Genomic DNA, 20564 nt, shown 5'->3' with positions numbered 1-20564 from the left:
TCCGCTCCCCCCACACACTTCGGCAACCACAGGCGGATTTCCTGCTTTTTTGCTCCGTTAGGATTGAAACAGTTCTTTATTGCGCACTGCTTCTCCTAATTTCGTTGCACACAGCTGCATGTATATCGGCACTTCGCGGAAATGCTCCGCATGTGTCAGTGTTCGCTGAAAATATTGTTCGGCAAGCCGCCAGTTTTCCTCGACGACAGCCAAACGTCCCAAATGGAAATAGCCAAGTGCACGAACATAAGGATCCTGATCGTCTGTAAAATCTTTTGCAAGACGCCTTGCCGAAGCAAGCTCACCCAGCTTTTCATACGCGGATATCATCCCGGATTGTCCCAAGCGATTGTCTCGATCCCTTTCCAGGATATGGCGAAATGCTGCCATCGCCTGGTCCACCTTTCCGTCAAACAAGAGCATCCACCCGTAGCTAAAGGTAAAATCGTCGTTTTCAGGTGACAGCGTAATGGCTTTTTTCAACAAGGTCAATGCCCGTTTGGTACCTACGATCAGCCATGTGTTCCAGGCCAGACCGTGCCAAGCCCAGCCCGCTTTTGGCAAACGCTCCGACAAGAAATGATAGCAGATCTGCGCCCTGTGATAGTTGCCCACCGATTCGTATAAGGACGCCATTTCCTGAAGCGTGTCGTTATCCAGCTCCCTCGTCGGAAGCTGCAAAGAAGGTGGCGGAGTCAGCTCTGCTTCCTCATCCATTGCTTGCACCTGCTGGGCTGCTCGCAGCCATAGCATTTGGGCTTCCCAATCGTGCTCATCCTTTTGCATATAGCGTTCAATTTCATCCAAAGCCTCTTGAGCATCCCCGTCCAGATAGTAGCAGAGCGCCAGATTATAGCGAGCTTCCTCCTGATCCGGCTTCGCTTCCAGAGACAGCTTGAAAGCTTGAGCAGCTTCCAGCCATTGCTGCTCCTCCGCAAGAATGCAGCCTATGGCATTGTAGCTGATAGCCACGACCGTAGGAGAGCTGGCAGATCTGCTAAGCAAACGGAATTCGCGAAAAGCCCCCTCCTGTTCCTCGCAGAACAATAAGCTATACGCATAGTACAAGCGTCCGCTCTCCCAATCGGGGGATTCCTCAATCAGCTCGGCAAAGCACTTTTTCGCATCCTGATACATTCGCAGATGATAGAAGCCTTCTCCCCGGCGAAACTTCGGCTCATACGCGCTAGCTTCCTTGGGTGGAGAGGCAGGTGTATAGCTGGTTTTCTCCGTTTTTTCCATGGCTGATCCCTGCTCGTTTGTCATGGTTATCGTTGCTTTCACTGCGGACAGGCTTTCTGCAGCCGGTACACTTTTTTCTTCGGGGCTAATTTGCCCTTCCATTTCCTTCACACGCCTGATCGCATTGGATAATCGCTCTTCAAATTGTAGCCACAAATCTACGACAGTATCACTTACCTGACGCAAATAGAACAATTGGTCGGCCAGCTGCAGTCTCTCTTGCTCCGAGGCATCCGACCACTGCTCCTCAATCGTTTCCGCTTTGGAGCGCAAAACTTGGAACCACTCTTCAATTTTCACGCAAAAGCCACCCCCTATGAGGCGTGAGTACTTTCATTGTCTCACAAGGTGGGTGGCTCTATGCAGGGCGATCTGATAGCCGGTTACAGGATCGTCGCGTGGATCTCTTCTCCGAGCAATTCTTTGATCTGATTTTTCTCATCCATGATGGCAACGCGCGGCTTATAGGTGCGAGCCTCTTCGTCGGTCATCATCGCATACGCAATAATGATGACGATATCGCCTTCCTGTACGAGCCTAGCAGCCGCTCCATTCAAGCAAATGACACCGCTGCCCGGTGCTCCCTCGATCACGTAGGTTTCCAGGCGGGCCCCATTGTTGTTATTGACAATTTGCACCTTTTCATTTGGTAAAATATCCAGCGCATCCAACAAATTTTTATCAATCGTAATGCTGCCTACGTAATTGAGATTGGCTTCGGTTACTGTGGCGCGGTGGATTTTTGCCTTCATCATCGTGCGGAACACAGGTAATTCCTCCCTTATCAATCGTGGATCTTAGATGTTTGTAATCAGATTGTCGATCAGTCTTGTATGGCCAAAACGGACCGCGAGCACGATGATGATCGACTCTCCCGGTGTTCTCTGTTCAACAGGATTTAAATCCGGATAGCGGAGCAATTCCACATAGTCAATGGACGCAAGAGGCATCGCATCGATCATGTGGATAATCCGCTCACGAATCTCGGACAGGGCGACCCCTTCCTCAATCCAAGACTTTGCCTGCTTCAAGCTTTGGGACAAAACCAATGCTTCCTTGCGCTGCTCGGCAGTCAAATACACATTCCGCGAGCTCATCGCCAGCCCGTCTTCCTCACGTACGATTGGGCAAGGAACGATCTGTACAGGCATGGACAAGTCATATGTCATCTGCGTGACGACTGCGACCTGCTGCGCATCCTTTTGGCCAAAGAACGCGAAGTCAGGCTGTACAATCTGAAACAGCTTGGTCACGACAGTCGCTACTCCGTCAAAATGGCCAGGGCGCGATTTACCGCACAGCTGCTCCGTTACATTGGATACGGAAATATTGGTCAAAATCGGTTTTGGGTACATCTCGCTGACTTCTGGCGTAAACAACAGGTCTACACCTGCAGATTGGGCCATTTGCCGGTCGTGCTCGATGTCTCGAGGGTACCGCTCAAAATCTTCATTCGGACCAAATTGCAGCGGATTGACAAAAATACTCATGACCACGAGATCGCATTTTTCTCTCGCTGCTTTTACAAGACTCAGATGACCTTGGTGCAAAAAGCCCATGGTCGGTACAATTCCGATTGTTTTGCCCAGACGTCTTGCTTCCTTTATATGAACGCGCATTTCAGCTATGGTTGAAATCTGCTGCATGGTTTGAATCATTTCGTGGCCACTCCTTCGCCGTACAGCTGTTTGATGGTTTTCTCCGACGCGCGGAAGACGTGCTCAGGCGCAGGGAAGCTCCGTTTTTCCACATCTTGAGCGTATCCCGCTACCGCTTCGCGAATCGTCTCTCCAATATCCGCATAACGTTTGACAAACTTAGGTGTGATCGAGGACGCATAGCCGACTACATCGTGGAAGACGAGAACTTGACCATCGCAGGTCACGCCTGCACCGATTCCGATTACAGGAATGTCCAATTTTTTCGCAATCATTCCCGTCACTTCCTCAGGAACACATTCCAGTACGATCGCAAAAATACCGGCTGCCTGCAGAGCAAGTGCATCTTCCAACAGTCGCTGTGCTTGCTCCAGATCACGTCCCTGTACTTTATAGCCACCTAGCTGATGAACGGACTGTGGCGTCAAACCGATGTGTCCCACGACCGGGATTCCCGCTTGAACACAGCGCGTAACCAGTGGAGCAAGCTCCTGTCCGCCTTCCATTTTTACCGCTTTTGCAAGGCCTTCCTGCATGAGGCGCCCCGCATTTTTTACACCTTCCTCTACCGTTCCGTGATAGCTGAGGAAAGGCAGGTCTGCTACAACAAACGTTCTTTTTGCTGCACGGGTAACCGCTTTCGTATGATGGACCATATCCTCCATCGTCACAGGAATCGTCGAGTCATAGCCGAGTACGACCATTCCAAGCGAGTCCCCTACTAATATCATGTCCACTCCCGCTTCCTCGACCAGCTTGGCGGAAGGGAAATCGTATGCTGTCATCATGGTGATGGGAATGCCCGCTTCTTTCTTCTTTCGGATGTCCGAAGTAGTGATTTGCTTAGTACCATTTGCCATCCTTTTCACCTCTGTACGCACCTAACCTGTGGGGCAAATGGAATCAAAAAACCTTCTCGCCGAAATCGGGAGAAGGTTGTCCATGCCAAAGAGACATTTAACGTCTTTTACGGATTCCTTCTGTCTCGGTCCACACAGGCTCTGAGCAGATTCTTGTCCATTCTTCATTCACTTAAGCTTTCGCAATAAGACCATAAATTACTCCGGGAGTACCGTTCACCACGTGATACAGCCTCCACTTTATGGAGTATAACAGAAGATTTACGGATTTGCACGATAATTGACGTCAGCGGAATACACTTTATGTACGACACCAGCCTGATCTTCCACCATTAGAACGCCTTCATCGTCCAGAGCGATGGCTCGTCCCTCAAGCCTTTGGGAAATCGTTTGCACATTTACCCAGCGGCCTATCGTGTAGGAATGAGCTTCCCACTCTTGTTTTACACGCCCGAAGCCGTTCTCCAAGTAATAATCGTACTCCTCTTCAAAAAAGCGGCAAAATTGCTGGATGAACGATGCACGCTTTAAGGATTGTCCCGACTCGATCCGCAGGGAAGTCGCGATCTTCGCCAGATCCTGTGGAAAGTCCTCCTCCACGCTGTTTGCATTGATGCCAATACCGATCACAAGATAGTTCACTCGATCCGATTCTGCGTTTAGCTCCGTCAATATTCCACAAACTTTTTTATCCCCAATAAAAATGTCATTCGGCCATTTGATTTTGACGGGAAGTCCCGTTTCTTCCCGGATGGTTCGGGCGACACTTACCGCAGTCAAAAGGGTCATTTGCGGCGTCTTTGGCAGCGGTATGGCAGGTCGGATGATCAAGCTCATCCAGATGCCCGTTCCTTTTGGCGAATGCCATGGACGGCCCAAGCGACCTTTTCCGCCAGTCTGCAGCTCGGCCAAAACGAGAGTGCCCTCTTTTGCCCCTCGAGCGGCTGCTTCTTGTGCAAGCGGCTGTGTCGACACCACTTCATCGTGTGCGATAACCTGCTGTCCGATACGTTTTGTGTCCAGCCCGGCCGTGATCTCTGCTGCAGATAAACGATCCGGTGCAATCAGCAAGCGATAGCCGGATTTGCGAACAGCTTCAAATTCATAGCCGTCCTTTCGCAGCTCCTCGATATGCTTCCAAACCGCTGTACGCGAGCAGCCGCACGACTGGCTTAATTCTTCTCCAGAGATGAACTCTCCAGGGTGATCATGAAAGGCTTTTAAAATGACCTGTTTAATATTCATTTCGTGCAACCTCTTTCTTTGCCGCCTCGAGCAAGTCTTCCGGTGTATTGGGCAAACCTTGCAGGGCCACTTGAGACAACAGGGTCGCAAGTGTACGCCAAATCCATTCACCCGGTTTCTTCTGAAGTGCTGCTTGCAAATCCAAGCCTGACACCGCTAGCTCTTTTACGGTTTTGATCGGCATCGCGTCATGCGCTTTGCGCAGCGTGTGAGCAAGCGCTTCGTCCTGCTTGTTCCACCAGCAGCCTTGAAGCAGTGCAGCCAAGTCGGTGCAAACCTCCCAGCCTGCCTCCAACAGCAATGGCCCCCACTCAATCGCTTTTGGCTCATCCCAACGCGGCTGTATTCGCAGGAGTAACTCGACCAGGGTCGCGCACGCTTCCGTTTCCTTTTTCGACATCCGCAGCTGCGTGCACACTTCACGGGCAGACGAGGCGGATAAGCCTGCCGCATACATCAGCATCGCCCATTTTTGCGAGAGCGTTGTCAGATGCACAAGCCTCCAGGCGTGATTCGTTGATTGAACAAACAATTGGGCAAACAGCGGCGAGTAGTCCAGCAGCTTCGTCTCGCGCAGCAACAGACAACCCTTTTCCGGTGCATCGCTCGCAAGCATTTTGTTCAGCTCTTCCCTGACTCGTTCGACCGCAATATGCGCCAAAAACGGGGCTGTCTGCTTCATGGCATTTTGTGTATTCTCTTCTATCTCGAAGCCCAGTTGAGCGGAGAAACGAACCGCGCGCAGCAAGCGCAAGGCATCTTCCCGAAAGCGCTCTTCCGGCTCTCCAACGGCCCGCACCAGCTTCCTTGCCAGATCGTCACGGCCCGCAAATGGATCTTGTAGATGATCGCTCAGATCCATCGCCATAGCATTCATGGTAAAATCGCGCCGCTCAAGGTCTAGTCTCAGATCGTCTACAAATTGCACATCACTGGGCCGGCGATAATCTTCGTACTTGCCTTCAGTCCGGTAGGTCGTCACTTCAAAAAAATGCCCCTCTATTTTCACAGAAACAGTCCCGTGCTTCAGCCCTGTTGGAACATGGTCGGGAAACAGACGGATGACGTCGCCTGGATGGGCATTCGTACATATATCTATATCATGCACGGGTCTTCCGAGCAGCCAATCGCGGACGCAGCCACCAACGAAATAAGCTTCAAAACCGTTTTCTTCCAAGGTTTGCAGTATCCGTATCGCTAGTGCTTTTCCCATGTAATCTCCCTCCATTTCCGTCCCGTCCGCCTGCCAAAGGGGGTGTTTCTGATGAAATTTTTGTACGGGTTATTTATATTCATCTCCAAGCTGCATCAGCTGACCAAAAGCAACCTGCCGCGATCATAAATACGCGTGCAGGTCCTGCTGGCTCTACCCTTTCAGCAACTGAGTGTAAAGCTCTTCATATTGGGATGTAATCGTATCATGGCAAAACGTTTCACACGAGCGGTGGATGCTGTTACGGGAGAAAGTCTCGTATAGCTCCTGGTTTTGCAAAAGCTGCACGGTTCCACTCGCCATCCCAGCTACGTCGCCGACCTCGTACAAATAGCCCGTTTCGCCATCGAGTACGACTTCTGGCAGTCCACCTGCGACAGTTGCAACCACGGGGACTCCGCAAGCCATCGCTTCCAACGCGACCAGCCCAAAGCTTTCCTTTGAAGAAGGAAGAAGCATGACATCCGCGAGGGAGAGCACTTCTGCCACATCCTCCTGTTTACCTAAGAAACAGACATCTGCTGCCAAACCCTTCTCGGCAATCATCTGGCGAACGAGTCCCATTTCCGGGCCTTCCCCGATCAGCAGGAGACGAGACGGCATTTGTTCACGTACTTTGGCAAACACCTCAACAACGTCTGGTACCCGCTTTACGGCGCGGAAGTTGGAGATGTGCATCAAGATCTTTTCCCCGCTGGGAGCAAACTTTTTCTTCAGCTCACGAACATCCTTGGGGTAATACCTGCGTTTATCGACGAAGTTATAAACAGGAATGATTTCTTTGTCCACGTGCAACAGCTCATGTGTCTGGTGAATCAGATCTTTGGATACCGCTGTCACCATATCGCTGCGCTCAATACCAAACCGGATCATGTCGCGCAGGTTGGAATCGTAGCCCAACACCGTAATGTCGGTACCGTGCAAGGTCGTTATGATTTTCAAATGATCGCCAACCATCTGCTTCGCCAAAAAAGCGCACAAGGCATGGGGAACGGCATAATGAACATGCAGTAAGTCCAGCTTCTCATTTTTGGCGACCTGCGCCATACGACTTGCCAGTGTCAGATCATAGGGCGGATATTTAAAAACGTTGTAGTTGTTGACTTCGACTTCATGATAAAAGATGTTCGGGTGAAAGCTGCCCAAGCGAAATGGCATCCCCGAGGTGATAAAATGCACCTGGTGGCCACGCTCTGCCAGTAGCTTCCCAAGTTCAGTGGCAACGACGCCAGATCCGCCAAGAGACGGATAACAGGTGATCCCGATGTTCATACCAGGGTGTCACTCCTTCTTACAGGTTAGCCAATACATAGGGTGTTGCGCTCATAAAACCTTCCGCATAGGTCACGCCCGCTTGCTGTCCGAAAAGGCGCTCGCGGTACTCGACCATCTCCAAATACCCGTTCGTGAGCGGCGTTGTCACACTGCCTTCCTCCAGCTCGAACTGGCTGCGGTAGCATCGGAGCACCTCCATTTTCTCTGAATAAACGGAGGTCACATCGACGACAACCTGGGGAGTCACCGTAGAATTGATAAAGTAATACATCAACTGGCTGGGACGATAAGCAGGTGGCGTTTGATCCGCCAGATACTTGCGGATTCCAGCAGAAAAAACCGCCTCTCGCACAATTCGGCTGACGCTCTCATGGTCAGGATGACGATCCTGATGGTAGGGCGCCAGTACGATTTGTGGACGAGTCGTGCGAATCAGCTCCACCACTTTGCGAATCGCTTCCTCCTTGACCGCTTCCAACCCACGATCAGGCAAGCCAAAGTTATAACGCTCCACTACGCCAAGCAGTTTATCTGCGGCGGCGGCTTCTTGCTGACGACGCTCCACATTTCCATTCGAGGAAAGTTCAGCGTATGTCAAATCCAGAATGCCAACACGCTTTCCTTGTTTGGCAGCCAACAGCAAGCTTCCGGATGCCCCAATTTCGACATCGTCCGGATGAGCGCCAATGGCCAAAATATCGAGTGAACTCATTCCTCATTCTCCTTGTGTACTACCTCACGCCAATCCAGCTCGCCCCGCTGCAGCGCCTTCAGTACGATTTCAGCCGTACCGAGGTTTGTCGCGAAAGGAATCTTGTGCACATCACAGAGCCTCAAAAGTGCCGTGATGTCCGGTTCATGTGGCTGGGAGGTCAGCGGATCACGCAAAAAGATGATAAGATCCATTTCATTGCGGGCAATCATGGCACCAATCTGCTGATCCCCACCCAGCGGCCCTGACAAAACGCGGCTGACGGTAAGCGATGTCGCTTCCATGATACGCAGCCCTGTTGTTCCCGTGGCAACCAGCGTATGCTTTGCCAAAATAGACTCATAGGCCATTGCCAAGTGAACGATTTCCTCTTTTTTTCGATCGTGTGCGATTAAAGCAATTTTCACGCAAACCTCTCCCTTACTGTTCACTCGAGATCGACTTTTAAACGATCGTTTAATCTATCAAATGCTCCAATCCATAGACCAGGCTGTTCATATTCACCACTGCCTTGATAGCCATATTGACGCCTGGCATGAACGATTCACGGCTGATCGAGTCATGACGAATGGACAAGGTTTGACCCACGGCACCAAATAGAACCTCTTGATGGGCAACCATGCCTGGAAGTCTTACGCTGTGGATGCGGAAGCCTTCGTATTCTGCTCCACGTGCCCCGGCGATGATTTCTTTTTCTTCCGGATGTCCCTGCTTCAGCTCCTCCCGTACCGCTGCAATCATCTCGGCCGTCTTCAATGCGGTGCCACTCGGTGCGTCCAGCTTGCGATCGTGATGCAATTCGATAATTTCCACATGCGGCATGTATTTGGAAGCCAGCGCCGCGAATTTCATACACAGAATCGCCCCAATCGCAAAGTTCGGCGCGATGATTGCTCCCAATCCAGCTTCCCGATAGCGATCAGTCATTTCCTGCAATTGCTCGGGGGTCAATCCAGTCGTTCCTACAACAGGGCGAACACCATACTGCAGGCAAATTTCCATATGGCGATACACGCTATGCGGCGTCGTAAAATCCACCAGAACGTCCGGTTTCATTTCTTCCATTTGCAAGCGAATGGATTCCTCGTCGCCTCTCGTATCCAGATTTCCGGTGAAAATCAGCTGAGCATCTTCTCCCAGCATTTTTACTACTTCCTGACCCATGCGACCTTTGGCACCCGCCACTGCAACCCGAATCTGCTTCTCCATTATGATTGATTCTCCTCTATTCTTGTCCAGCGATCTTTATCGCGTGTATTAAATTTGTGCATAATACGATCAAACGCTTCTTGCATATCGATCCCAAGCGAATTGGCGAAGCAGATCACGATAAAGAGCACATCCCCAAGCTCTTCTTCCACCGTTTTCTCGCCTTCGTCACTCTTCTTTGGCTTCTCACCATAGAAATGGTTGATTTCTCTTGCCAGCTCGCCTACTTCTTCTGTCATTCTCGCCATCATCGAGAGAGGGGAAAAGTAGCCTTCTTTAAATTGCGATATGTATTGATCCACTTCCTGTTGCATCTCTTGCATGGTCTTCTTCCGTTCCATCTTCTCACTCCTTTAGTCACGCTTCTCTCTTTCACTTATCGTAACCGAAAAGGCTCCGTTTGCCAAATCTCAATACTTCCGCTTTCCAGCATATGGACAATCAAATAAACGTTCCATTATAATGGCAATCGTATGGATTCAGGTAACAGGCGATTTACCTGCATTACAGGTCAATTGGGATCGCAAACATGACCGATTGGCGAACAGGAGGACTTTATGAATGTACGTCTTAAAAGCATCATTGCCATCATCATTGGTTCTGCCATCATGGGATTTGGCATCAACTCGTTTAACATTCCCAATCACCTTGCAGAAGGCGGAATAACGGGCATCAGCATCCTCATCAAGCTGCTGTTCCCAGTCGTGGATCAAGGGGTTGTCTTTTTAGTCTTAAACATCCCGCTGTTTATTCTGGGGTGGAAGATTCTTGGCCGGACTTCTTTTTTCTATACCATTCTCGGTACCGTCTCCCTCTCTGTGTTTCTATCGGTCTTTGACGGCGTACTCCCGCTCCCGATGAACGATCGCTTGCTGGCATCCTTGTACGCGGGGGTCGCTGTCGGTGTAGGACTGGGCATCATCTTCCGTTACGGAGGCACGACTGGTGGCGTAGACATCATCGCCCGACTGCTGCAAAAATACATGGGGGTCAGCATGGGGCGCACCCTGTTTCTCGGTGATATTCTTGTCATTGGAGCATCACTGTTCTATTTGAATCTGGAGAGCGCGATGTACACATTGGTGGTCGTCTTCATCGCCGCACGGGTCATTGACTTCTTCCAGGACGGGGCCTATGCAGGAAAAGCTCTCACCATCATTTCGGGGAAAACTGACGAAATCTGCAAGCAAATCCTCGATCTGGGACGCGGAGTAACCTTACTTTCCGGGAAAGGTGCATTCTCTGGTGAGTCCAAGCAAGTCATCTACGTTGTCGTCAGCCGCAACGAAGTGATGCGGTTTAAAAATATCGTTCAGGAAGTTGACCCGCACGCTTTTGTCATCGTCAACGATGTTCACGAAGTATTGGGTGAAGGCTTTACCTTGGATGAAAACAAGCAGCCGATTCAAGACTAACCTTTCTACCTAAAGACAAAAGGACGCGGGAGCAGCTACCCGCGTCTTTTTGCTTTAGGCTATCCCCCGCCCTCTAGGCAGAGCGGATTTCGCCGTCATATTTTTTCCAAGCAACATAGGACAAAGCGACTAGCAAGGCAATACCAACCGACACCAGCATGACCATAGGCGAATCTGGCCTCATCATCAGCCTGGCAAAGGTACTTTTCTCTTCACCGACAAATGCCAGCTGCATCGATCCATTCAAATCACGCAGTGCTTCCCGGACCAACTGCCAATCCATCTGGGCATTGCGCATTTCTTTGGAGATCACCTCATAGGCAGTCGTGATCGAATACATCTGGCTCTCGGGAAGCTGTATGCTCATTGCCGGCTTGATCACGAGGTACAACTGATAATTTTCGTCAAACTGCTCCCGAAACTGCGCGTAATTGCGCTCGACCGCAGATTGCTGCAAATTTTGCACCTGTGTCGCAAAGGAAGGATAGTAGCTTCTCCACATGGGCTGGTGCACGTGGGTCAAAGCATCTATGGCGACTCGCACTTGCGTCGCATGCCACAGTAGCTGTTGTTCACTCACGTTTGCAGAGGCAAAGCTTTGTTTCGCTGCGAGGATCGACTGGGTCACCGCATTGAGACTTTCAATCCGGATGGGGATCGGCAAATGCTGATTGGGGAACTGATCAGCCAATTGAACGAGTTGTTTCTGAGCGTTCTCCATGTCCCCTTTTTTCACATTTGACAAGAACTCATGTGCGATCTGATCGAGGGCAGCCAGCTGCTTTTCTTCTACTGGCTGATCCAGCTGTGAGTATAGATTGTGAATCGGCCAGGATAAAAACAAGCCAACACTCAAGAAAAAGAGCAAGTAGCGGATGTTTTTCTTCAACGCAAAAAACCTCCTTTCCCTTGTACAGACTATGGAAAGGAGGACAAGATTAGACCTTGTTTGTTGTATATTTGCTATTTACAAACCATATAACGGAAATGGAAATTAAACTGAGCAGAACGGTAAACAAGCCAACTATTCCTTCGTAAGGATCGAGTACACTCGGCAGCCACGGATGGATATTCATCACGTAATCTAGAAAGTCGTTGTTAAGTGTCCATAGAGCCGCAATCCCTACTGGCAATAAACTCAGCTTGTAAAATCGAGCGTATAATACAGATTCCACAGCCATACCCGCATGCGAGACGATTAGCATGATGTCCGTCCAACGCACTTCATTTCCCATCATCCATCCAGCCAAAATAATGCAGACCGCCCAGACACCGTATTTAAAATTGGTGATGCCAGCTAAAGCTTCCAGTACAGGAATGTGGCGACCCAACAAATAGGTAAGTAGAACTAGAGCGAAAAGTCCGCTACCTGTCGGGCTATCCGGAACAAAAGGAGTTAAGAACGCAGGTGTTTCGGCCAGTTGATTACCATACCAGACAAAACCGTATATGGTACCCAAGAAGTTGACAACAAAGAGCGTCCATAGAAACCATCTTTTCCCCAACGAATGCCTAAACCACTCCCACCAGATCATGATTATCGTCTCCCGCTGTGTACGCCGCTAAAGAAAAAGCTGACCTTTGCGTCAGCCAGCTTTTTCCCTATTAGCTTATTTCAAGCTTGCCATGTATTCAGCCAGCTTTTTGATTTCCGCTTCATCTTTAATCATACCGCCTGGCATTGCAGGTGGTTTACCGTTATGGATGATATCGGCAATCTGAGTGGCATCGTATTTGCTACCGATTTTTTGAAGGTTAGGCCCCATGCCGCCTTCCATGTTTTTACCGTGGCATCCCATGCAGCTTGATTGCGCTTTCCAAACAGCGTCAGCGGTAAAGCTGGAATCAGCCGGAGCAGGTGCTGCTGCGCTAGATCCGCCGCTGCCACCGTGTTCTCCACCCGTTTTGCTGGATGGATGACTGAGGGAATGCTCATGGTCTGCAGCCCAAGTCAGATAGAATACGCCAACCAGTGCAGTCAGCATCAAGCCAGTTGCAACTGGGCGTTTGCTTGGACGACGTTCTTTGCTGGTATCCAGCCAAGGAGCCAGCATCAATGCACCAAAAGCGATACCAGGAATGATAATGGTTCCGAGGACTACCCAGTCACCGGATGCCCAAGGATACTTCAGCATTTGGTACAGGAACAGGAAGTACCAGTCTGGCAACGGTACGAATGAGGTATCATTCGGGTTTGCCTTGTCAGTCAACGGCGACGGATGGGAAACCGTCAGCACGAGGAAGCCGACCAAGCAAACAGCTGCCACCATCCACTCTTTCAACAGGAAGTTCGGCCAGAAGGCTTCGGTTTTACCTGGGAAGTCAGAGTAAGATGGAGAAATGTTTGGGATGCGCTTCGCCGATACCCGTGAGTCTCCGACGAAGGTAGCATCTTTGTCTTGTTTAGCCATGCTATTTCCTCCTTAGTAATCGAAGACTGTTTATAGTGGACCGGAAATACCTTGAGCGCGAATCATAACAAAGTGAGCTCCAAGCAGGCCGAGAAGTGCACCTGGCAGGAAGAATACGTGGATCGCGAAGAAGCGAGAAAGTGTCTGCGCCCCTACGATGTCTCCACCAGTCAAGAGCATTTTTACATAAGGACCAATGAATGGAACGGAGTTTGCGATCTCCAAACCTACTTTGGTCGCAAAGTAAGCGGTGTTATCCCAAGGCAACAGGTAGCCTGTGAAACCAAGACCGAGCATCACGAAGAAGATCAGCATTCCGACAACCCAGTTCAACTCGCGAGGCTTTTTGTAAGCACCTGTAAAGAACACACGCAACGTATGTAGGAACATCATCACGATAACCAAGCTGGCTCCCCAGTGATGCATACCGCGCACGATTACCCCGAATGCTACTTCGTTCTGCAGGTAATTTACGGACTCATACGCATTGATGATGTCTGGTACATAGTACATCGTAAGAAACATACCAGACAAGATTTGAATAACGGTAATAAAGAACGTTAGGCCACCAAAGCAGTAAACGAAAGCGGAAAAATGATGTGCTGGGTTCACGTGCTCTGGTACTTCGTGGTCAGCCAAATCACGCCACATTGGAGTAATGTTCAGGCGCTCATCGACCCAGTCGTACATTTTCTGTAACATCTTAGCCTGTCACCCCCGGACGAGGATTTCCTTTTACTTTCCCCAGATACAGCTTTCCATCTTTTACTTCCGTCTCGTACTCATCGAGGGATACTGTCGGAGGCGTTCCCAAGATGTGTTCACCGTTAATGGTATAACGGCCCAAATGGCACGGACAGAAATACTGATTTGGATGTTCAGGACTGGTGTTCCAGTCTACTGTACAACCCAAATGCTTACAGATCGGGGACAGAGCGAGGATCTCACCCTTGTCGTTTTTGGTTACCCATGCAGACAGTGTAGATTCTGATTCATACCAACCGTCCTTGGTATGTACCTTAAATTCAACACGCTTTGGCTCGGCATTAAACTCATCCGGACTGCCAACTGCCACTTTATCTCCACCTGCATGTCCTTGTAGCAAGGGGTCAACCGCAAAGCGAATCATTGGAGTGATCATACCCGCTGCAAGGAACCCGCCAGTTCCCATCAGAGCGTAGTTCAAGAATGTACGTCTGGACATTTCGCGTTTGTCGCCCATCTCTTTTTTCCCTCCTTATCCTGTAAAATAGCGCAACGATGGCGTTTTCTCACACATACACTAGGTCAATCCCAATCATAGCTAACGACTTTTGAGATGTCAAGAATGTCCAGTGGACATGTCTTCGTCCAATCCCTACTAGGGAGGTGATTGTTGCCATTTTGTCAAAAATTACACCTTGTCCCTCCCGTTTTCCTGTAGTATTACCGGAAAACGCTTACTTTATTGAGACGTTCTTTGCTGCCAATGACGAATTATTTCTTTATATAAAACGTCGACGGTAACCTCAAAGCGCAAGGAAGATTCCAGATCTTCATCTCCTACCGGCAGCATGAGCAGATTTGACTTTTGTTCAGGCTCGACGGCGCGGATGCGATCGCCTCGGAAGTGAAGCAGCACACAGAAGTTGAATCCCTCCGGCGTCTGCTGGGCAAGCTGCTCTTCGGCGAAATGATAGCTAACCGGATAGAGCAGGACCCTCCCTTTCAGCTTCTGCTCGATCGCGGCTGCTACATTCAGCAGGTAGTTCATCCGCCATGCATGCTCGGAAACTTCCTTTCCTTCCCGGTACAAATAAATAGGGAGAAGTGCGGTATCTACAAAGCTCCGCAGCTCCTCCCAGTTTTCCAATTCATTCACATTCCACTGCATATGGTCGTCTCCTCTTCCATCACGTAGATTCTGGAAACTAGCGTACCATGAATCTGTGGAGACTGGCAAATGCCAGGACGACACGATTGCCTTACGCTTGCTCGTACGCCATGATTTCCTTGAGCTCATCGGTCAGGCGCAGGAATACCTCTTTGTCTTTCGCAGCCAAAGCTTCGTCAATTTCCTGATACAATGTACGCTTCCGATATTGGCGCATCTGCTCGTCGATAACCATCTCGGACAGCAGTCCGGACACCATTTGATTGTTTGTTCCGTACGCGTTGGAATAGAAATTTGGCCACTCCATACCCATCCCTCACTTCAATAAAATAGTCGTTTCCGTAAAGCCATTGTATTTGCGAAGCCATGTCTGGCTAGCATACGTCGCGGTGTACATCCACTGCTCATTCTCATCCTGTCCAACACGCAGCAGGCCGAGATGAACCATCATCTTGCAGACGCGATTCACCAAAATATCGACTGGTGAATCGTAGTAAAACTCTTTGATCCATGGCAGAAGCGTGTCCATCAACCCTTGCTGGGTTACCCAGCCTCCAGAAGCGATTAACGGGATCAGTTGTACCAGCATCGGCAAGTTGGGAATCGCACGTTTGTACAATCTCATCCAGAAACGGATCAGATCGTGATAGTGCTGATCCTCGTACGAAAGCTGCAAACGCTCATTTCCTGCTTCCGTAATAGTCACTCTTCCGCCCGATTCGTCTATCCATTTATGGAAGTAACAAAAATCGTAGAGCAAGGAGAAGCGATCCGGGTACAGGTCAAAATGCAGGCCGTAGCCAAAACGCCATTTTTGCGGCTGCAGTGTTTCTTCTTTCACATGCAGAAACTGAAACAGTTGCTGCTGATGACGCTTGTACATCCCTCCCTCAGCCGTTAATGGAACAGGTTCCCTCTGAAGGAATTGTAAAAATTGCATGATATCGTCGCAAAGGGCAGTTCCTTCGTCTCGATACGCCTCTGGACCTGATAAAATCAGCGCTTGCTGCGTTCGCCATTTTTCCAGCCAGCCATGCAAATACGGCTCTCGGATGTCCAATGGAATCTGGTATTGACCCACCGTCTTGCTCTTCGCGGGAAAGATCCAGCCTCGCCGCATCGCTGCCGCAATATAGCGCCTCGCTTCTTCCTGCTTCTTTTCCTTGCTACTCTCGAGGACGATCCCCGCCTTTGCCATTAAATCCTCCAAAGACATGACCGTGCGCTTATCGAGAAACAGCAGCAACATAAAATGCGTTTCTTCTTTTGAAAGCTGTTCGACTTCCTGCGAAATGGTCAACCTGTGCCTCAGACTCGACAGTAGTGAGGTGATCAGTTCGTTTTTGGAATGAGGGTTGCATTCGCATCCGTAATGGTTGGCAATCTGATGGAGCTGCCGGATATCGGTATAGACCAAGATCTCAGCTAAGTTCATCCTTGCATCCCTTCTTTACGATAACTTACTTGTATCCCTCATTCTTGCCAATAAGCGGAAAAATAAACAGGAAGCCACTAGTGTGACTTCCTGTTTTCTTCCCAGCTTTTGTTATTCTTCTTCCGACTGTTCATCCCACAAATCGTGCAGCTGTTGGTATTCCTTCGCTTCCTCGTAGCGTCCAGCCTGAGTGAGGAGGGCAATGAGTCTGCGAATTTGATCCAAATCAAAACCGGATAAAGAAACATACTGCTTCAAGGAATCGATAGCTTTTTCTGTACGGCCAAGCGATAGCTGAATATCTGCAGCAAGCGGATACGCGGCCACGTATTCTTCATCCAATGCCTGCAATTGATTGATCAGCTCGGAAGCCTCATCCAGCCGTCCCAGATGGAACGCCATCATTCCTGCTCCATAGAGCACCTCTGGAGAATGGTCGAGGACAAGCGCCTGACGGAAGACTTGATAAGCTTGCTCAAACTGTCCACTTTGTGCCAGTGAGCGACCCTTGATCATGAGCAAGGAAAGGCTCTCCTCCCCTGCCTGCTCCAGGACCTTCATCGCTTTGTCGTCTTCACCGATGCGGAAGTACAGATTGCCCAATGCCGCAAGCAAATCTTGATTATCCGGCTCTTTTTGACGTGCCTGCTCCAGGTATTTCACCGCTACTTCATCCAGATCCTGAAGCGAGTAAAGATCCGCTAACAGCAAATCCAGTTGAATGCTTTCGTAACCAGACTCTTTGCACTCATAAAGAAGATGCTGCGCTGTCTCAAAATCGCTGGAATCAAGAGCGATCTCCGCCAACAGCATTTGACATTCACGGCGCAGGGATGGCTCCATGCCCGGATTTTTTTCCATGACTTCTGTCAGGAGCGCTGACGCCTCTTCCAAATGACCGAGTCGATACCAGACCTCAGCCAAATACATCATGACATCAGGCAAGTCTTTGCCATGCTCTTGTACTTTTTGCAGAGCGGTTAGTCCGAGCTCCACTTCATCATTCTCGATCCGTTTTACTGCTTCGTCTATGACATATAGCCATTTTTTCGGCATTACTGCTCACCTCATATGTAAAGTTACGCGGATGCTATCATCCGATGTAGAGCTACAAAAGACCGTCCGAGGACGGTCTTCGTTTCTTTGATCATATACCATTATGCCCGCGTAAGCCAGCTCATTGTGATAACCGTTATGAGAATTCCAAAAACACTGAGCACAATGCTGTAGTTGGGTTTGCCCAAATCACTAGAATTCGGCTTTCCATCTAGTGGCTGGATCGACGCTGTCGCATTGGCAAGCGGGTCATCCGCTGAAATCGGAGTCTGCGCCTCTACCACATACGTACCATCGTCTGTTTGCATGGAGGACGAGATCACCTGTGCTTTCGGTGAGTTCATCGCCATCACTTCTCCGTTGATCACCAAAGAATTGGCTTCTTCTGTAGAACTTGTGTTCAGGTACAAGGTGAACGTGAACAGCATCAGCAGTGCTACCGCAACGCTTGCGCTCATGCGGCGCATTCTCGCTGTCACGCTAAAGATTTTCCGACCAATCGGAATCGCCCACTTCTCCTCGGAGAGAATCCTGGCCATGACCGCGTCCACGATGGAACGAGAAGGAGTCACATTGTGATACTCTTCTTTATCCATCTTCATCCATTCACCACTGTCTGTCCACATCTCGTAATCCGCCCGACAGGCAAGACAGCTCGCCATGTGATTGTCCACACGACGCTTTGTGACTTCGGGTAACAGATTGTCGGCGTATTCAGGCAAAATTTCCTGAACTTCTTCACATCTCATCATCGATTCATCCCTTCAGCTTCATCCAAATGAGGGTCCAGGATGTAGGTCTCCAACTGACCTCTAATACTTTGCCGAGCGCGGAACAATAGCGACTTCACAGAGCTGACCGTCAAATCGAGGATGGTCGCAATCTCCGTGTAATCCATTTGTTCATACTCTCGTAATATAAGGGCAGAACGCTGTTTTTCAGGTAGACTATTGATTGCCTGTCTGACCATCAATTCGCGTTCATTTCGCAGCAAAACCTGTTCCGGCAGAGCTTTGGCTGATGCTACAGGAACTTGCAGCGTATCATCCAAATACACGTCCGAATTACGGCTTTTGCGCAGCTCACTCAATACGGAGTTGCGGGCAATGGTATAGAGCCATGTCGAAAAGGTCGCCTCTACATCTCGGAAAGAATGAATGCTTTTATACGCCTTGTAAAACGTCTCCTGACAGATATCCTCTGCGATATGTTCCAGATGTGCCTGACGCAGTAAATGAGTGACAAAGGAGAGGATCTTTTTCTCATATCGACGAATCAGTTCAGCATAGCATTCCAGATTACCTTCTTTAATATCTCGGATAAGCTGGGAATCGGTCATGATCAGGATTACCTCCTTGCGATTCCGATCCCTAGCTGCCTTTGCATAATTAGACAGCTGGGGATGTAAAAAGTTGCGCGTCTCTACGATTCTTTTTCTCGATAGTTAGCCGGAATCCTTCACGAAAAAACCCCCATTTATGGGGTTAAATGACATATGTGTAGGGTTTGGTGTCGAATAACCACCGCCCCATGCCTACTGTAGAACAAAATCGCGAATCTCGATATATCCACTTACCGTTCGACATAACAGATGTTGGAAGATGCGTTTCACTAAAATTGAGAATAGTGGAATCATCAGACTTTGTCAACCAATTTTCCTTTTTCAGGAAAACAATATCTGCATCTGATCCCGGGAGCAAGCTCCCTTTTTTCGGGTATAGCCCGATGGCTTTAGCGACATTTGTCGAAGCAAGACGAACTAACAGGCAGAGCAGTTCCTCATGATACCACCATCGCTTGCGCAAATCAATCTGAATATCATGCAAGGGCGCGAGAAACGGCAAGGACTGAAACCAGTTTCGGTGCAGCAGGCGCATCCCTCGATCAGTCCATTCCCTTTTCAAGCGAAATAGATGGTAGTAAGGGTCATAGCCATCCATATCCAGCTCTGTAGTGGACTGGGCAATAACTGTTCGCAGCTTCCAATGCTTCGTCGCCTCCAGCCAGGATTTCAGCAAACGCTCCTTTTGATCCTTTGTCACGCTGCCTGTCGTCAACTGTAAATGAAGAATCGATTTATTTGACGTATGAAGTTGCGATATCGTTTCCCAATCTACGCTGGAAATTTCTTCTGGAGCTCGTCCCGTTATTTGCAGGGCCGTATATCCGTATTTTTGCCACATGGAAACCTCTTTCGGCTTCAGCTGACTGATGTCCAGTCCCACATGCCAGACATAATCAATCAAGCTGTTGAAATGAGCGGTCTGCTGATAACGGACCTGGGCGAGGTTCATCCACGCATCGGGATAAAAGGTATCAATGAGGCTTGTACAGCCCATTTTTATCAAGGAGTGCATGCTCTCTAGGTAGACAGCACGATCTCGAATTCGATAGAAGGGAGTGTGTGGCATAGCGATAAAGCCCGGTAGCAAATACATCCCGGAGACATCTACTTCGATGGGCGAATGCCCGTATGTAGTCTTGAGGAGGGTATCTTTCGCGACTCGCGTTATTTTTCCGTCTACGATCCATACATCAGCTTCCTGCACCCCGTAAGGTGAAACGACTGTTCCACCACGAAGAATCATTTCCTGCAGCGACATTGCTCGTCCTCCTCCCGATCCCCACGTCGAGATGCCAATTTGTACGAGCATATGCGCAAATCAGGAAAAAAGTACAAAAAAAATACCGTCGTTGATGTAAGCGCATTCAAACGACGGTAGCACCACTGTGCTTTTTATATTGGATAGGAGTGGAGAGAAACCATACTGTAGTTTTATAATAAACGGAATGTAAGCGCTTGTCAAATCATTTTCGCTAAAAATAGGATCTTCAGACATATTTTTTTACTGGGAAGATTTGTTCGGCTTTCAAACGATTCTCTACCTGCACAGAAAACTTGGCTGTATTCGAAAACGCAGCTCCACCTTGCTTTATGGCCCTGTACAAGCAAAAAATCC

The 20564-nt window shown here is 49.4% G+C and carries 24 protein-coding genes; 1 reads left to right on the top strand and 23 read right to left on the bottom strand.

Features of this window, described 5'->3' with window-relative positions; genetic code table 11:
• Nucleotides 1-57: 57 nt before the first annotated feature.
• The 11 genes from EDM55_RS21975 to EDM55_RS21925 all read right to left on the bottom strand — a co-directional run bounded on the left by EDM55_RS21975 (nucleotide 58) and on the right by EDM55_RS21925 (nucleotide 9755).
• Nucleotides 58-1542 carry a tetratricopeptide repeat protein gene (locus EDM55_RS21975; RefSeq protein WP_122961393.1) on the bottom strand — a complete coding sequence of 495 codons (1485 nt, stop codon included), beginning with the start codon at nucleotides 1540-1542 and terminating at the stop codon, nucleotides 58-60.
• 83 nt (nucleotides 1543-1625) lie between these two features.
• Complete coding sequence (gene panD, locus EDM55_RS21970) at nucleotides 1626-2009, bottom strand: aspartate 1-decarboxylase (protein ID WP_092272259.1); 384 nt, start codon at nucleotides 2007-2009, stop codon at nucleotides 1626-1628.
• A gap of 30 nt (nucleotides 2010-2039) precedes the next feature.
• A complete protein-coding gene (panC, locus tag EDM55_RS21965) occupies nucleotides 2040-2900 on the bottom strand; it encodes a pantoate--beta-alanine ligase (protein WP_122961392.1) in 861 nt (286 codons plus the stop codon).
• Entirely contained in the window at nucleotides 2897-3760 is an 864-nt protein-coding gene (panB, locus tag EDM55_RS21960; protein ID WP_122961391.1) for a 3-methyl-2-oxobutanoate hydroxymethyltransferase, read from the bottom strand. Before panB ends, panC begins: the two co-directional genes overlap by 4 nt.
• A 261-nt stretch (nucleotides 3761-4021) precedes the next feature.
• Nucleotides 4022-5005, bottom strand: a complete 984-nt coding sequence (locus EDM55_RS21955) for a biotin--[acetyl-CoA-carboxylase] ligase (RefSeq protein WP_122961390.1) — start codon at nucleotides 5003-5005, stop codon at nucleotides 4022-4024.
• The gene (locus EDM55_RS21950) at nucleotides 4995-6218 is read right to left on the bottom strand and encodes a CCA tRNA nucleotidyltransferase (protein ID WP_122961389.1); all 1224 of its coding nucleotides are present in this window, start codon (nucleotides 6216-6218) and stop codon (nucleotides 4995-4997) included. The genes EDM55_RS21955 and EDM55_RS21950 overlap by 11 nt, the downstream gene beginning before the upstream one ends.
• A gap of 153 nt (nucleotides 6219-6371) precedes the next feature.
• Nucleotides 6372-7490, bottom strand: coding sequence for an N-acetyl-alpha-D-glucosaminyl L-malate synthase BshA (gene bshA / locus EDM55_RS21945; protein WP_092272243.1), 1119 nt, complete (start codon nucleotides 7488-7490; stop codon nucleotides 6372-6374).
• 19 nt (nucleotides 7491-7509) lie between these two features.
• Entirely contained in the window at nucleotides 7510-8205 is a 696-nt protein-coding gene (gene bshB1, locus EDM55_RS21940) for a bacillithiol biosynthesis deacetylase BshB1 (protein ID WP_122961388.1), read from the bottom strand.
• On the bottom strand, nucleotides 8202-8612 hold the full coding sequence (locus EDM55_RS21935) for a methylglyoxal synthase (protein ID WP_092272237.1): 411 nt from the start codon (nucleotides 8610-8612) through the stop codon (nucleotides 8202-8204). The genes bshB1 and EDM55_RS21935 overlap by 4 nt, the downstream gene beginning before the upstream one ends.
• Nucleotides 8613-8661: 49 nt before the next feature.
• Complete coding sequence (gene dapB, locus EDM55_RS21930) at nucleotides 8662-9414, bottom strand: 4-hydroxy-tetrahydrodipicolinate reductase (RefSeq protein WP_122961387.1); 753 nt, start codon at nucleotides 9412-9414, stop codon at nucleotides 8662-8664.
• Nucleotides 9414-9755, bottom strand: coding sequence for a nucleotide pyrophosphohydrolase (locus EDM55_RS21925; RefSeq protein ID WP_092272232.1), 342 nt, complete (start codon nucleotides 9753-9755; stop codon nucleotides 9414-9416). The genes dapB and EDM55_RS21925 overlap by 1 nt, the downstream gene beginning before the upstream one ends.
• Nucleotides 9756-9971: 216 nt before the next feature.
• On the opposite strand from EDM55_RS21925, the gene EDM55_RS21920 reads away from it, so the two are divergent.
• Nucleotides 9972-10829: a YitT family protein gene (locus EDM55_RS21920; RefSeq protein ID WP_122961386.1), complete on the top strand. Its 858-nt coding sequence runs from the start codon at nucleotides 9972-9974 to the stop codon at nucleotides 10827-10829.
• 73 nt (nucleotides 10830-10902) lie between these two features.
• Here EDM55_RS21920 and EDM55_RS21915 read toward each other — a convergent pair whose 3' ends face one another.
• The 12 genes from EDM55_RS21915 to EDM55_RS21860 all read right to left on the bottom strand — a co-directional run bounded on the left by EDM55_RS21915 (nucleotide 10903) and on the right by EDM55_RS21860 (nucleotide 20207).
• Complete coding sequence (locus EDM55_RS21915) at nucleotides 10903-11718, bottom strand: sporulation protein YpjB (RefSeq protein WP_122923048.1); 816 nt, start codon at nucleotides 11716-11718, stop codon at nucleotides 10903-10905.
• 49 nt (nucleotides 11719-11767) lie between these two features.
• Nucleotides 11768-12364 carry a DUF1405 domain-containing protein gene (locus EDM55_RS21910; RefSeq protein WP_092272222.1) on the bottom strand — a complete coding sequence of 199 codons (597 nt, stop codon included), beginning with the start codon at nucleotides 12362-12364 and terminating at the stop codon, nucleotides 11768-11770.
• Between the two features lie 75 nt (nucleotides 12365-12439).
• Nucleotides 12440-13240, bottom strand: a complete 801-nt coding sequence (locus EDM55_RS21905; protein WP_092272219.1) for a menaquinol-cytochrome c reductase cytochrome b/c subunit — start codon at nucleotides 13238-13240, stop codon at nucleotides 12440-12442.
• Nucleotides 13241-13270: 30 nt separating this feature from the next.
• On the bottom strand, nucleotides 13271-13942 hold the full coding sequence (gene qcrB, locus EDM55_RS21900) for a menaquinol-cytochrome c reductase cytochrome b subunit (protein ID WP_092272216.1): 672 nt from the start codon (nucleotides 13940-13942) through the stop codon (nucleotides 13271-13273).
• Between the two features lies 1 nt (nucleotide 13943).
• The gene (locus EDM55_RS21895) at nucleotides 13944-14462 is read right to left on the bottom strand and encodes a Rieske (2Fe-2S) protein (protein WP_092272214.1); all 519 of its coding nucleotides are present in this window, start codon (nucleotides 14460-14462) and stop codon (nucleotides 13944-13946) included.
• Between the two features lie 222 nt (nucleotides 14463-14684).
• On the bottom strand, nucleotides 14685-15113 hold the full coding sequence (locus EDM55_RS21890) for a DUF2487 family protein (protein WP_092272211.1): 429 nt from the start codon (nucleotides 15111-15113) through the stop codon (nucleotides 14685-14687).
• 91 nt (nucleotides 15114-15204) lie between these two features.
• A complete protein-coding gene (locus EDM55_RS21885) occupies nucleotides 15205-15420 on the bottom strand; it encodes an IDEAL domain-containing protein (RefSeq protein WP_092272208.1) in 216 nt (71 codons plus the stop codon).
• 9 nt (nucleotides 15421-15429) lie between these two features.
• Nucleotides 15430-16548, bottom strand: a complete 1119-nt coding sequence (locus EDM55_RS21880; protein ID WP_122961385.1) for a BTB/POZ domain-containing protein — start codon at nucleotides 16546-16548, stop codon at nucleotides 15430-15432.
• A 111-nt stretch (nucleotides 16549-16659) separates the two neighbouring features.
• On the bottom strand, nucleotides 16660-17604 hold the full coding sequence (locus tag EDM55_RS21875; protein WP_122961384.1) for a tetratricopeptide repeat protein: 945 nt from the start codon (nucleotides 17602-17604) through the stop codon (nucleotides 16660-16662).
• 101 nt (nucleotides 17605-17705) lie between these two features.
• A complete protein-coding gene (locus EDM55_RS21870; protein WP_092272199.1) occupies nucleotides 17706-18356 on the bottom strand; it encodes a zf-HC2 domain-containing protein in 651 nt (216 codons plus the stop codon).
• The gene (locus EDM55_RS21865; RefSeq protein WP_092272197.1) at nucleotides 18353-18943 is read right to left on the bottom strand and encodes an RNA polymerase sigma factor; all 591 of its coding nucleotides are present in this window, start codon (nucleotides 18941-18943) and stop codon (nucleotides 18353-18355) included. The genes EDM55_RS21870 and EDM55_RS21865 overlap by 4 nt, the downstream gene beginning before the upstream one ends.
• Before the next feature lie 145 nt (nucleotides 18944-19088).
• A complete protein-coding gene (locus EDM55_RS21860) occupies nucleotides 19089-20207 on the bottom strand; it encodes an amidohydrolase family protein (RefSeq protein WP_122961383.1) in 1119 nt (372 codons plus the stop codon).
• Between the last annotated feature and the right edge of the window lie 357 nt (nucleotides 20208-20564).

The sequence above is a fragment of the Brevibacillus centrosporus genome (assembly GCF_003710815.1).
Classification (GTDB): domain Bacteria; phylum Bacillota; class Bacilli; order Brevibacillales; family Brevibacillaceae; genus Brevibacillus; species Brevibacillus centrosporus.
This window is presented reverse-complemented; position numbering and strand designations above follow the sequence as displayed.

Coding starts and splice junctions, on each gene's coding strand:
- panC (WP_122961392.1), bottom strand. CDS start 2,900: ATGATTCAAACCATGCAGCAGATTTCAACCATAGCTGAAATGCGCGTT.
- panB (WP_122961391.1), bottom strand. CDS start 3,760: ATGGCAAATGGTACTAAGCAAATCACTACTTCGGACATCCGAAAGAAG.
- EDM55_RS21955 (WP_122961390.1), bottom strand. CDS start 5,005: ATGAATATTAAACAGGTCATTTTAAAAGCCTTTCATGATCACCCTGGA.
- EDM55_RS21950 (WP_122961389.1), bottom strand. CDS start 6,218: ATGGGAAAAGCACTAGCGATACGGATACTGCAAACCTTGGAAGAAAAC.
- bshA (WP_092272243.1), bottom strand. CDS start 7,490: ATGAACATCGGGATCACCTGTTATCCGTCTCTTGGCGGATCTGGCGTC.
- bshB1 (WP_122961388.1), bottom strand. CDS start 8,205: ATGAGTTCACTCGATATTTTGGCCATTGGCGCTCATCCGGACGATGTC.
- dapB (WP_122961387.1), bottom strand. CDS start 9,414: ATGGAGAAGCAGATTCGGGTTGCAGTGGCGGGTGCCAAAGGTCGCATG.
- EDM55_RS21925 (WP_092272232.1), bottom strand. CDS start 9,755: ATGGAACGGAAGAAGACCATGCAAGAGATGCAACAGGAAGTGGATCAA.
- EDM55_RS21920 (WP_122961386.1), top strand. CDS start 9,972: ATGAATGTACGTCTTAAAAGCATCATTGCCATCATCATTGGTTCTGCC.
- EDM55_RS21910 (WP_092272222.1), bottom strand. CDS start 12,364: ATGATCTGGTGGGAGTGGTTTAGGCATTCGTTGGGGAAAAGATGGTTT.
- EDM55_RS21905 (WP_092272219.1), bottom strand. CDS start 13,240: ATGGCTAAACAAGACAAAGATGCTACCTTCGTCGGAGACTCACGGGTA.
- qcrB (WP_092272216.1), bottom strand. CDS start 13,942: ATGTTACAGAAAATGTACGACTGGGTCGATGAGCGCCTGAACATTACT.
- EDM55_RS21895 (WP_092272214.1), bottom strand. CDS start 14,462: ATGGGCGACAAACGCGAAATGTCCAGACGTACATTCTTGAACTACGCT.
- EDM55_RS21890 (WP_092272211.1), bottom strand. CDS start 15,113: ATGCAGTGGAATGTGAATGAATTGGAAAACTGGGAGGAGCTGCGGAGC.
- EDM55_RS21885 (WP_092272208.1), bottom strand. CDS start 15,420: ATGGAGTGGCCAAATTTCTATTCCAACGCGTACGGAACAAACAATCAA.
- EDM55_RS21880 (WP_122961385.1), bottom strand. CDS start 16,548: ATGAACTTAGCTGAGATCTTGGTCTATACCGATATCCGGCAGCTCCAT.
- EDM55_RS21875 (WP_122961384.1), bottom strand. CDS start 17,604: ATGCCGAAAAAATGGCTATATGTCATAGACGAAGCAGTAAAACGGATC.
- EDM55_RS21870 (WP_092272199.1), bottom strand. CDS start 18,356: ATGATGAGATGTGAAGAAGTTCAGGAAATTTTGCCTGAATACGCCGAC.
- EDM55_RS21865 (WP_092272197.1), bottom strand. CDS start 18,943: ATGACCGATTCCCAGCTTATCCGAGATATTAAAGAAGGTAATCTGGAA.
- EDM55_RS21860 (WP_122961383.1), bottom strand. CDS start 20,207: ATGTCGCTGCAGGAAATGATTCTTCGTGGTGGAACAGTCGTTTCACCT.